Origin of the sequence: Algoriphagus pacificus (assembly GCF_017254845.1) — a bacterium.
Lineage (GTDB): Bacteria > Bacteroidota > Bacteroidia > Cytophagales > Cyclobacteriaceae > Algoriphagus > Algoriphagus pacificus.
Genome location: NZ_JAFKCU010000004.1, coordinates 154723 through 167703 on the forward strand (window position 1 = coordinate 154723; position 12981 = coordinate 167703).

Consider the following 12981-nt stretch of genomic DNA (forward strand, 5'->3'; position numbering starts at 1 on the left):
TAAGTAAAAACTATGAGAGGAATTAGGATTTTGCAGGGCATGGTTTTGGTCTGCATTCTATTGATACCGGTTTTAATATTTATGTTCCTGAGGGGATTTGGTTCTAATACCTACGATATCCCGATCTATTATGAACATGGAACCAATAATCCGTTTAAAGCTTGTCCAATTGGAGACACTACTCAGCATTACATTCCTGATTTCACTTTTGTGAATCAAGAGGGGCAGCCTGCAGGGAAGGAAGACATGGAAGGAAAAATTACTATTGTTGATTTCTTCTTTACCTCCTGTCCAAGTATATGTCCCGTGATGTCTGAAGAAATGGAGCGCGTCAATGATATGTTCAGGGATGAGCCAAGAGTCCAAATACTTTCAATCAGTATCGATCCTGAGTTTGATACTCCTGAAATCCTTAAAAAATATGCTGAGGAGCACGGTGCTGAACCAGGGAAATGGGATTTCCTATCTGGAGGAAAATTGGAAACATATGAATTGGCGAGGTGTGGATTTGTTCTTCCTACTTTAGACGGAAATGGAATTCCTGATGATTTTGTTCACAGTGATAAATTTACCTTAGTAGATGAACAAGGAAGAATCAGAGGGTATTACAGCGGAACTACCAGAGAAGATGTCGATTTATTAATTTTGGAAACAAAAATCTTATTACATGGAAATGAGTAAGCCAACTCTTTTGGAAAATGAGAGGAAAGTAAAAAGCTGGATTATCGCTATTTCAGTAATAATCCCGATTGCTGTTGCGGTATTGCTATTTATGCCGGCTAAAGTTAATGTGGGGAGTGATTGGGTTTATTTCCTTCCACATCTCAATGCAGTTATTAATTCTGCTGCTACTATCGCATTACTTTGTGGATTGTATTTTATTAAAACAGATAATATTCCTTACCACAAAGCTTCAATGAGTGTTGCATTTGTGCTTGGAGCTATATTCCTGGTTTCCTATGTGATTTACCATGGAGCAGCAGATAGCACCAGTTTTGGTGGAGAAGGCTGGATTAGACCTGTTTACTATGTGCTTTTGCTGACACATATTGCATTTGCAGCAATCGCTTTATTTCCGATTTTATTCGCTTATTATTATGGATATACTGATCAGCGTGTAAAACACAGAAAGCTTGTTAAATTTGCATATCCAATTTGGTTGTATGTGACAGTTACAGGAGTAATTGTGTACCTGTTGATCAGCCCATATTACGTGCATTAAACTACTGACGTTAAGATCCGTAGATTACCATATGAATCGATTAATAAGAATTGCTTTAGTCTTTGCATTTTTCCTGTTTAGCCAGGTAAATACATTTGCACAATGTGCGATGTGTAGAGCCTCTGTGGAAAACAATGTGGCAAATGGAGAAACGAGTATCGGAGCTGGGTTGAATGCCGGGATTCTCTATTTGTTTGTTATGCCTTACCTAATGGCCATGGTAATTGGTTTCTTTTGGTACCGGGCAGCAAAGAAAAAGAAAGCTAAATTTTCAATTCAATGAAATCTCTTAAAAAGCAAAGTTTGATACAGGCTTTGCTTTTTTTATTTTTAGCCTAAATGAGCTATGAATCCCGACGTCTGATCATTTTGGTCAGTGTTTTCTCCCTCCTGATTGTTTTAATCCTCAATTTCTTTTTCTTCCAAAAAAGCGATGAGGAAAGCTTTTTGCAAACTTTACAGGAAAGGGTTCAAAAAGTTGATAGGGAATTTGATGAGGATTTCATTCAAATACTTCCCAATCTCAGATCTGCAGATTCAATTTCCTTTGAGAATTTAAGTTCGCTTGAAAATTTTCATCCCTATTTTATTTTAAGTCCTGAAAAGGAGTTGCTCTATTGGTCCAGCTTTACTTTTTCATTTGACTTCGATCAGGTAAACGATGAAAAGGAATACCAACTCATCGAGGATCCTTATGGTAGCATCTTGTTGAAAACAAGGACATTGACTCGGAATGGAAGTTCATTCATCCTTGTGCATGCGCTGCGGTTAATTTACCCAGGTAATATCGAAAATGATTATTTAGTCACTGGAGCAAACCCTGATGTTTTTGGAAATGACAGGTTTGAGCTTTTTGTAAATCCGGAGGAAGGAGAGTATCAAGTAAAGAATCCAGCAGGAATACCTCTTTTCGGAATAGATTTCCTTTTTGGATATCTACCTGCAGATCGCTTAGTCAATCCTGCTATCCTAATCTTTTTTACATCAGTTTTCCTCTTGTATTTCCTTTTAAGTTCAGATTTTGTTCTGAATATTTGGAAGCGAAGGCATCGATGGCAAGCGATAGGTTATGCAATTTTGGTGTTGGTAGCCTTTCGTTTGATGATGCTACTCTTGGATTTTCCGGGAAGCTATTTGAATCTTACGCTATTTGATCCTAGCAAATATGCCTCTTCTTGGCTTAATCCAAGTTTGGGTGATTTGTTACTTAACACAGTTTGTTCGGTTATCATTTTTGGGATGATCATTTTTCATCTGGCATCCAAAGAGATGAGACTCAAAATCCAAGCACTTCAGACAACATCGGAAATCAGGGTCTTCGGGATCATTATTCTATTGATCAGTTCGCTTTCCTTGTTGATGATTTGGATGCTCCCAAGAGATATCATTTCCAATTCCCAATGGGCTTTGGATATCCGATCAATTCCCTCATTTGATTGGTTTAAAGGTTTAAGCTTCCTGATTTTATTTCTTTGGGGAGCTATTTATGTCTTGCTCTCTCTGACCTTGATCAGTTTGGTGTTAGAGATAGCCAAAAAGAAAAAAGAGCTTTTCAAGGGTCTTTTGGTACTGAGTATTCCTGTATCATTGGCACTGTTTTACTTTTCCTTGTGGGGAGGAATAGTCTGGATTATTCACATTGGATTTTTGATATTGATGATCCGATTTGAGCTTTTCCGAAATGTATTCAAGCTTGGCTTTGATACATTTTTGACTTTCTTTTTTGCTTGTTTGGTCACAGCAGGCATCTGTGGGATCAGTACTTTTCAAACTGAGAAAAATCAATTGATTCAATCAAAAATCAGGTTTGCCAATCAAAACTTGATTGAAAACGATCTCATGACGGAGTTTTTCCTAAGTGAGATATTTAGCCGGATCAAATCAGATTTGTTTATTCAAAACCGAATGGCTGATCCTCTACTTTCTAAAGATCCGATCGAAACCAAGATCCGAAGAATTTATCTCGATAATTATTTTGATCAGTTTGAAGTCAAAGTTGGGATTTACTCCTCCTCAGGACAGCAATTGCAGGGAGCATTGGATTTGGGAAGCCTGAAGGATTTACGTTTGAATTACATCAATAGTGATTTTGCGACAAGCGTAAAAGACTTGTATTTCATCCGTGGCAATGAAGGCAATGGCGGAAATAAGTTTATCGCATTCATCCCGTTGACAAAAGACAATTCTAATCAAGGGACCATTTTTTTGGAGTTGAATCAATTAAGAGTACAGCCTACGAGTGTTTACCCAAAGTTGCTTCTAGACAAAGAATATTCTGAAAGGCTAGATCCAATCAGGTACGATTACGCGGTTTTTCGAGGTGAGGAATTGATGCGCAGCACAGGAAGTTTCAATTATCTAAATGAGCAATTAATCTCGAGACTAACTGAAAGGAAACTGATTGCTGAAGGCATCCATGTCGGCGGATATCATCATTTGGGGATTTTATCTGGAGAAGATTTGATTCTAGTTTCGTCTCCCAACATTGCGACTTCTCATTTCTTTGGGAATATTTCTTTGTATTTCGTCGTCTTTGTGATCCTTACATTTTTGACGATTCTGATCAATACCTTATTCAAAGGATATCGGAATTTTGAATTCAATTATTCTACGAAGCTTCAGCTATACCTAAACTTCGCCTTCTTCTTTCCAATAATAATTATCAGCATCATTACGATTGGTTTGCTTGCCAATAGTTACCGAGACGATTTGGATAGACAATACATTCAAAAGGCTAATTTGATCCGAGGGAATTTTGGAAGCTTTCTGAACAATCAAAAAGCTGAAAATATTGACCGAGATTTGATCAATGAGGAGGTCAATAATCTGGCAAATACCATTGCCAGTGATTTGCATGTTTATACCGATCAAGGAAGGCTGGAGGCCTCAAACAGACCTAATATTTTTGACAAAAAAATACTGTCAACTTGGATCAATCCATTGGCAATTGCTGAGATAGAGGAAAAAAATCAAAACCAATTTCTAGCAGATGAGCAAATTGGTAAATTGTATTATAAGTCAGTTTACCTGGCAATTCCTGCTGCCAATAATCAAAGTAATCTTGGGATTTTGGCAGTTCCTTTTTTCGAGTCTGAGGCAGAATTAAATTCCTTGATAGCGGATGTCTTGAGCAATATTTTCAATGCTTTCGTAGTGATTTTCATCCTCTTTTTGATCGTATCCTATTTTGTTTCCAAAAATCTGACTTTTCCATTCAAGTTGTTGACGCAAAAGCTCAAAGCAACCAACCTGGAAAACAACGAACCCATGCACTGGGCTTCCAAAGATGAAATCGGTTTGTTGGTAAATGAATATAACAACATGCTTTTCAAACTTGAATCCAGTAAAAAAGTACTGGCTTCAACAGAAAAAGAATCTGCATGGCGAGAAATGGCCAAACAGGTAGCGCATGAGATCAAAAATCCATTAACACCAATGAAGCTGACTTTGCAGCATTTGCTTCGTTTGGAAAGTGCTGGCCAATTAGATGATCAGCAAAAATTGCGGAAATCTCTGGAAACATTGATACACCAAGTGGATGCCTTGAGTGGGATTGCATCCTCCTTTTCTACTTTTGCGAAAATGCCACTTCCTAAAAATGACCTGATGAATTTCAAAGAGATTCTGTATCAGGTTTTGGAACTGTTTAAGAATGACGAACGGGTCAATCTATTTTTCAAAGATGATTCCTACACAGAAGACATTCCAATTATGGGAGATGATAAACTGTTTGGAAGAGTGATTTCTAATTTGATTATCAATGGGATTCAGGCAGTGGAACCAGATAAAACTCCTGAAATCAGAATTTGGCTCTGGATGAGCGATCAAGCGGTTTTTTTGGAAATAACAGATAATGGAAAAGGAATTCCACCTGAGCTCCGTGATAAAATATTCATTCCTAATTTCAGTACTAAAAGTCAGGGTTCTGGACTTGGGTTGGCCATCGCTAAAAGTGGAGTAGAAACCGCTGGCGGAAAGATTTGGTTTGAAACTGAGCTAAATGTGGGAACGACATTTTACCTTACTTTTCCACTCCTCGGATAAATTTCCAATTTTCTTACCTTGGAGATAAAAGCCTTTCAATTTGAAAATGCGCAGCTGGATTATTTCCTTGATTTTTGTTTTGGCTTGCATTGCTACTTCCAATGCGCAAGAAAAGTGCGTTTGGGTTAAGTCTTCGACCTTTCAAGAAAAAGCTGTGATGGATTCGCTTTCTGTGGTAGAAGAAAGCATACGGATTTCCGATCCTGCAGGAAATAAATATGATTTTATCTATGAGTTGAATAGCAATTCTCTTCAGATTTTATTCCCGAAGGAATCTATTCCCGATTCAGTCCAGCTTTGCTATCAGACTTTTGTGGTACGATTTGATCAGCCTTTGGCAAAAAGAACGCTAATGGTTGATTACGATTCTAATGCACTTTTTAAAGATACCCGGGTTTTGGAATCAGCCACATTTGATTTCAGAGAGGAGCTTTTTCCAAGTACCAATTTGTATAAATCAGGTAGCTTGACCCGAGGAATTTCATTTGGCAACACACAGAATGTATTTGTCAACTCAGCCCTCAATCTTCAATTAGAAGGGGATATTTCCGAAAATCTAAAAATCAGAGCCAGTATTACCGATCAAAATGTTCCTTTCCAACCAGAAGGAAATACCCAGCAAATTCAGGATTTTGACAATGTCTTGATTGAGCTATATAACAATGATTTTAGCTTGGCAGCAGGAGATGTTGTATTGCAGCAGAGGCAATCTGAATTTTTGCGGTATTACAAAAATGTCCAAGGCTTACAATTCACATCCAATTATAAAATGAAGGAAAATTGGACTGCAAGCTCCCAAGCATTTGCCTCCATTGCCAAGGGAAAGTTTGCCTCTATCCAATTGCCGATTTTAGAAGGAGTATTAGGACCCTACAGGATTCAAGGGCCTCAAAATGAACGCTTCGTGATCATCATGGCTAATTCCGAGAGGGTCTTTTTAGATGGAAAGCAATTGCAACGCGGATTTAATGCCGATTATGTGATCGACTACAATCAAGCTGAAATTACTTTTACTCCCAAAGTTTTGATCACCCAATATTCTCGAGTCAGAGTAGATTTTGAATATGCCGAGAGAAACTTTAGCCGATCCATTTTAGGCGCAAACCATAGCCAGAGCAATGGAAAGGTGGATGTTTATATGAATTATTACCAGGAAAAGGATAACCGAAATAGACCGCTTTTCACGGAGTTTTCTCAGGATGAATTAAGACTTTTAGCCTCTGTAGGGGATGAGACTCAAAATGCATTGATTCCAAGAATCGATTCAGTATCCTTTGATCAAAACCGGATTTTGTATGAAAAAATAACTGATTTTGATCCTTTAGGAGATCCATTGGTTTATTATCAATATTCTACTGATCCTGCAGTTGCGCATTTCGCGTTGTCATTTTCACAGGTGGGGCAAGGAAATGGGGATTATCGAAGAAAGAGTCAGTTGGCCAATGGGACTGTTTTTGAGTTTGTTCCTCGGGTTAATGGTGTCTCGCAGGGGAATTACTCCATCTTAACTCAACTCCCGGCACCGGACAGCAAAAGGATGCTTACGGCAGGGACAAGAATAAAAATCGGTGATCATGAGAAAGTCTACACCGAGTTGGCTTTGTCTTCCCAAGACAAGAATCTTTTCTCTACGATTGATGATCAGAATAATCAGGGTTTGGGTTGGAAGGTTGGTCTGATGTCTGAGCAGCGTAGCTCCAAACTTTTCGAAGGCTATCAGTTTTCTGGACAAACTGAGTTTGAATACAATGCGGCCAATTTCACTTTTATTGACAGGTTCAGGTATATAGAATTTGATAGAGATTGGGGGCTTTCACCTGAATATTTTAAAACCCCAGCAGCAGAGCGGTTTTTCTGGACGAAAGTCGCTTTGGAGAAAGATCAAAAAAACCGCTTTGATTACAGAATCTACTTAAGAAACAGGCAGGAGGTATTGAATGGAAGCCAGCATACTGCCAATTGGAACTTACAGCTTGGTAAGCGAATCAATATCAGACAGGAGTTTTTTAGTCTCAGAAGTGACTTGGATACCTTGAAAACAGATTGGAAAAGGTATTTGGGAGATATCTCTTTTCAATCGAAAATTATCGTCCCCGGTTATCAGTTTTCCATCGACAGGAATTCATTGAAAAATAGCGAAACAGATTCTGTGCTGAGTACAGCAATGAATTTCAAACAGCATTTACTTTATCTGAAAAGTAATGATTCTCTCTCTTATTCCTTTTTGGCAGATGCAGCCTGGAGAGAGGATAAAGCTCCTTATTTTGGAACCTTAGAAAATGACACCCGAGCTTTTACTTCCAATTTTACTTTCAGAAAGCAATGGACCAATCATAGCTTGAGTAATACGTTTACCTACCGTGAATTGGAATATGTGTACCGATCTCTGCCATCAGAGTTGACCGTGATGGGGAAGTTGGATTACCAAGGGAGTTTGGCTAAAAATGCCATTCGGAACGAACTGAGCTATGCGATTGGCAATGGCCGGGAGCTTCAACGGGAATTTGTTTTTCTTCCGGCACCAAATGGGGATGGAACTCATACATGGCGGGATGACAACGGAGATGGGGTACAGCAGTTGAATGAATTTTATATCGCTATCAACCCTGAAGAGAAACAGTATATCAAGATTTTTGTACCAACTGACACCTATGTTCAAGCCTATACAAGTATTTTGAATTACAGATTGCAAGCGAGATTTCCGGAACCTTGGAAAGAAGCTGGTGGATTTAAGTCCTTGCTTTATAAATTCTCCAATACAACTAGTCTGAGTGTCGAGAAAAAAGTGACGTCAGAAGATTTTGCTTCAAGGATAAATCCATTCATTGGTAATTTGGATAGGGAGAATATTCTGTCATTGCGTCAAGTTATCCGAACCTCTTTCTTTTTTAATAGAGCTTCAGCGATTTATGGTTTTGATTTTTCACTTTTCGACTCACAACTTAAACAATTGCTTTCTGGAGGATTTGAGGACCTGATCCAAAAAGACTGGAAACTCAATACGCGATATAATTTTTCTTCCAGTACATCGCTAAGATTGATTGCAGGAAAAGGGATGCGGGTATCGGGATCGGATTTTCTTGAGAATAGAAATTATACCATAGATCAGCATAGTTTGGGTCCCGAATTCGCTTGGCAGCCAACTCCATTTTTCAGGACTACTGCCTCTTATTCCTTTACGGGAAAAGAAAATACAGCAAATATTGAATTCAATGAAAAAGCTTCATTGCATCAGATAGGCTTGGATTTGAGATTTGCGAAAGCAATCAAAACAACCTTGACTGGAAATTTCAAATTGATCCAAATCGATTACAATGGGATTTCAAATTCACCTGTGGGATATGAAATGCTTCAGGCTTTGACTCCTGGCACGAATGTGACTTGGAATTTTAATTGGCTTCAAAAAATTGGGGAAGGCCTTCAGTTGAACCTGGTATACGAAGGAAGAAATTCTCAAGGTTTGGATCGGATTGTCCATGTGGGAAGAATGCAAGTTTCAGCACTGTTTTGATAAAAAAATGTAACTTTGTTCCATCTAGATAGTTGTCATACTAACTATTAAAGCACTAATTAAATGAGTAAAAGTATCCTAGTAACAGGAGGAACAAAAGGGATAGGAAGAGCCATCATTGAGCGTTTTGCAAATGAAGGTTTTGACGTGATCACTTGTGCAAGGAATGAAAAAGATTTGACTGAACTGAGAGCCGATTTGGAGCAAAATCATGCTTTAATTCACGTTTTGGCAGTAAAAGCGGATCTCTCTAAAAAAGAAGAAGTTTTGGATTTTGCTGAAAAAGTCAAAGCTTTTGGAGTGCCAGATGTATTGGTGAACAATACTGGTGTTTTCCTTCCGGGTGCCATTTTGGATGAGCCTGAAGGGAATTTTGAATTGATGATGGAGACGAATTTGTACTCCGCTTATTATTTGACCCGTGCTTTGATAGGTGGGATGAAGGAACGAAAGAGTGGACATATTTTCAGCATGGGATCCATAGCAGGCTTGACAGCTTATGCCAATGGCGGAAGCTATGCGATTTCGAAATGGGCTATGCTAGGCATGACCAAATGTCTTCGGGAAGAATTAAAAGATCAGCACATCAAAGTAACTTCAGTTTTACCTGGAGCAACGTACACTGCCAGCTGGGAAGGAGTGGAATTACCGGAAGAACGATTTATGAAAGCCGAAGATGTAGCTGAATCAGTATGGTCAGCTTATAACCTTTCGCCTCGAACCGTAGTTGAAGAAATAGTGATCAGACCCCAATTGGGAGATATCTAATTTATATGGAGCCAATAATTAAATCACTGGATCAATTGTATTGTAATAGCCTGACGAGCTATTCCCGAAGAAAAACAATTCCTGTCAATGTGGGTGGGGTTTTGATCGGAGGAGATAATCCTATTGTAGTTCAATCCATGACTACAGTTGACACCATGGATACCCAAGGTTCGGTAGAGCAATGCATTCGCATGATTGAATCGGGATGTGAGTTAATCCGGATTACAGCGCCAAGTATCAAGGAAGCTGAGAATTTAAAAAACATTAAAAATGAGCTCCGCAAAAGAGGATATCAAACACCTCTTGTGGCAGATATACATTTCACTCCGAATGCAGCTGAAGTAGCAGCCAGGATTGTGGAAAAAGTCAGAATCAATCCGGGGAACTATGCCGACAAAAAGAAATTTGAAGTCATAGAATACACCGATGAGACCTATCAGGAAGAACTGGATAGAATCAGAGAAAGATTTCTGCCTCTGGTGAAAATCTGTAAAGAACATGGTACTGCGATGAGAATTGGTACCAATCACGGTTCCCTTTCTGACCGAATCATGAGTCGCTATGGAGATACTCCGCTGGGGATGGTGGAGTCGGCTTTGGAGTTTTTGAGAATCTGCGAGGATGAAAATTATTTCGATATCGTAATTTCGATGAAGTCTTCCAATACCCAAGTAATGGTTCAGGCCTACAGACTTTTGGTTCAAAAACTAAATGAAGGAGGATTTAAGCCTTATCCATTGCACTTAGGAGTAACTGAAGCTGGAGAGGCTGAGGATGGAAGAATCAAATCAGCTGTTGGAATCGGGACACTTTTGGAAGATGGCTTGGGAGATACAGTGAGAGTTTCATTGACTGAAGATCCTGAATTTGAAGCACCGGTAGCAAAAGCTTTGATCGATCGGTATACCCATCGACTTCCTCATGCTGCAATTCCTGAAATTCATCAATACCCAATTCATCCATTTGATCATGAAAAGCGTCAGACTGCTGAGGTTTTCAATTTTGGAGGTCATAATGTGCCTCGAGTTATCACTGATATTTCCAAAATAGAAAAGATCACTGAAAAAGAGATTAAGCAAACTGGCCACTTCTACCTACCAGAATTGGATAAATGGAAAATGAATGATCAAGGTTGTGATTTCGTTTATTCTGGTTCTAATCCAATTCCTTTCATGCTTCCAAATGGAATGAAAGAAATTCAAAATGAGGATGTTTGGGCGAGCCAAAAAGATCAAATCAATAAATTTCCATTATTTGATTTGGCATCCTTTCAAGTGGCTAAGAATTATCATTCAGAGTTGAATTTTCTGGAAATTTTTGACACTGAGATTGAAAAAGCTATTCCATTAATTGAGTCTCGAAAAGATACTGTTTTGATCCTAAAAACATCAAACAAACATGCCATGCCGGCTTTGAGAAGAGCTTTTGTGACTTTGATGGAAGCAAAAACCCAAATCCCGGTGGTGGTCAAAATTGCCTATCCGGATCAAAATCAGGATTTGACGATGCTTTATGCGGCTACGGATGTGGGAGGATTGCTGATAGATGGATTGGGAGATGGAATCTTTATTTCCTTGGAAAAAGAGCATCAAACAGATCGTCAGGAGATTTTGGATCAGGTCAAATTGCACAATTCTGTTGGTTTTGGAGTCTTACAGGCAGCCAGAACAAGAATGTCCAAAACCGAATATATCTCCTGTCCATCTTGTGGAAGAACACTTTTTGATTTGCAGGAGACAACGGCCATGATCCGTAAAAGAACCGATCATTTGAAAGGAGTTAAAATTGGAATCATGGGTTGTATCGTAAATGGGCCGGGTGAAATGGCCGATGCAGACTACGGCTATGTAGGTTCTGGAAAAGGTAAAATCACCCTTTACAAAGGAAAAGAAGTGATGAAGCGATCTGTGCCTTCAGAAAAAGCTGTGGATGAGCTAATAGAAATCATCCGTGAAGATGGAATGTGGAACGAACCCGAAACGATTTAATAAAACTTATTCGACCACAATTCTGTTGTTTACTCAAATTCAGAAATTATGTCAGAAAATAATAAAGTAAAAGAATTCTTTAAGTTGGGAGAAGTAGGGAACTATTTTGTCAGGGTTTTTCAAAAGCCTGATCCCAACCAAAAGTCAAATCTGAATCTAAGAATGATGCATGGGATCAATAAGATTTCAATCATTGTATTTCTACTAGCTATCATTGTTTGGACCATCAAAAGGTTCATCTAAGTATAAATTCAAAAAGAAAAGGTCATTTGGAAAACCAGATGACCTTTTTCGCTTTTATATCCTGAAGAAAATCTTCTTCCGATAGAGGAAGTAACAAAGGCCCCACATCAGAGCCAATGTGCATAAGACAGTAATAATCCCCAATCCATGCTCTCCAAACCCTAAAAGCTCCAGAAAACCTGTTGTGAATATTCCTACAGTTCTATTTAACCAACGGTGACCTAATATTTCTGCGAAAAGGTAAATGAAAATAGAATTCATCCCGACGATTATAAAAGGAAATGCTTTGGATTGATATTTTTTTACATCAATAAGCCAAAAGGAAAAAGCCAATGCGATTAAAGCCCAACCTCCCGATGCCAAAGCAAATGAGCTAGTGCTGATTCTTTTGATAATTGGGGTGATACCTAGTAAATCCAATCCGTATCCTAGGACTAAGCCTGCAATCCCTGCAATTAGAAATAGTTTGATCTTTTCCTGATCTGTTTTTTTAGAAAGGAGAATGTTTCCACAAATAGCTCCCCAGATTGTATGAGCAGCTGTTGGGATACAATTAATCGCTACCCAACCTCCATTATTGATTTTTCCCATTAATATCATATCCATATAGTTTCCAAAATTAGTCCCATGCTCATATGGAACTGCTGGATTGTACATTCTATAAAGAACTTCGGTTAAAATCAGGAGCCCGATAGAAACCCCCAGTTGAATTTTCCAGGACTTATTGATTAAAAAATAGGTGACTAGAATGGTAAAAGACAACTGCGTCAAAACGTTCCAAAGTTCAAAAACCAATTCCCCACTATAAATGCAATGAAGACCTGTGCCGAACAAAAAAAGCAACAAGCATCTCTTGAGCATATGCTTCGTTACTTGGGATCTGTCTGCATGATTTGCCAGTCGCTTATTTAAAGAAAATGGCATGGCTACTCCCACAATAAACATGAAGAATGGTTGTATCAAGTCCCAAAATCGGAGTCCATTCCAAGGATGGTGGGTGAATTGAGTGAAAAAAGAATTAAGGAAACCGGGTTCGGGAAAAGCTTCCAGCAAAGAATCATAAACCAAAGCAGCTTCTGCAATCAGCAAAAACATGGTTAATCCTCGAAAAGTATCCAGTGAAACAAGCCTTTTCGAAGGAGAAGAAAGATTGTCCATAAAGTGGTGGTTGTATGGGTTTCTTCTAAACTAATCAATCGGAATTA

Annotated in this window: 9 protein-coding genes; 8 read left to right on the forward strand and 1 reads right to left on the reverse strand. The window is 38.7% G+C overall.

Annotated elements, in window-relative coordinates; genetic code table 11:
* The first annotated feature begins 12 nt into the window (after window positions 1-12).
* The 8 genes from J0A69_RS17025 to J0A69_RS17060 all read left to right on the forward strand — a co-directional run bounded on the left by J0A69_RS17025 (window position 13) and on the right by J0A69_RS17060 (window position 11776).
* Window positions 13-681, forward strand: a complete 669-nt coding sequence (locus tag J0A69_RS17025) for an SCO family protein (protein ID WP_206587821.1) — start codon at window positions 13-15, stop codon at window positions 679-681.
* A complete protein-coding gene (locus J0A69_RS17030) occupies window positions 668-1222 on the forward strand; it encodes a DUF420 domain-containing protein (RefSeq protein ID WP_394369890.1) in 555 nt (184 codons plus the stop codon). Before J0A69_RS17025 ends, J0A69_RS17030 begins: the two co-directional genes overlap by 14 nt.
* A 31-nt stretch (window positions 1223-1253) precedes the next feature.
* Window positions 1254-1505 (forward strand): hypothetical protein, encoded by a 252-nt coding sequence (locus J0A69_RS17035; RefSeq protein WP_206587822.1) that lies wholly within the window; start codon window positions 1254-1256, stop codon window positions 1503-1505.
* Window positions 1506-1561: 56 nt separating this feature from the next.
* Entirely contained in the window at window positions 1562-5266 is a 3705-nt protein-coding gene (locus tag J0A69_RS17040; protein WP_206587823.1) for an ATP-binding protein, read from the forward strand.
* A 46-nt stretch (window positions 5267-5312) separates the two neighbouring features.
* Complete coding sequence (locus J0A69_RS17045; RefSeq protein WP_206587824.1) at window positions 5313-8777, forward strand: hypothetical protein; 3465 nt, start codon at window positions 5313-5315, stop codon at window positions 8775-8777.
* Window positions 8778-8840: 63 nt separating this feature from the next.
* Window positions 8841-9545 (forward strand): SDR family oxidoreductase, encoded by a 705-nt coding sequence (locus tag J0A69_RS17050; protein WP_206587825.1) that lies wholly within the window; start codon window positions 8841-8843, stop codon window positions 9543-9545.
* 5 nt (window positions 9546-9550) lie between these two features.
* Entirely contained in the window at window positions 9551-11533 is a 1983-nt protein-coding gene (gene ispG / locus J0A69_RS17055; protein WP_206587826.1) for a (E)-4-hydroxy-3-methylbut-2-enyl-diphosphate synthase, read from the forward strand.
* Window positions 11534-11581: 48 nt separating this feature from the next.
* A complete protein-coding gene (locus J0A69_RS17060) occupies window positions 11582-11776 on the forward strand; it encodes a DUF6728 family protein (RefSeq protein WP_206587827.1) in 195 nt (64 codons plus the stop codon).
* A 54-nt stretch (window positions 11777-11830) separates the two neighbouring features.
* Here J0A69_RS17060 and J0A69_RS17065 read toward each other — a convergent pair whose 3' ends face one another.
* Entirely contained in the window at window positions 11831-12934 is a 1104-nt protein-coding gene (locus tag J0A69_RS17065) for an acyltransferase family protein (protein ID WP_206587828.1), read from the reverse strand.
* Between the last annotated feature and the right edge of the window lie 47 nt (window positions 12935-12981).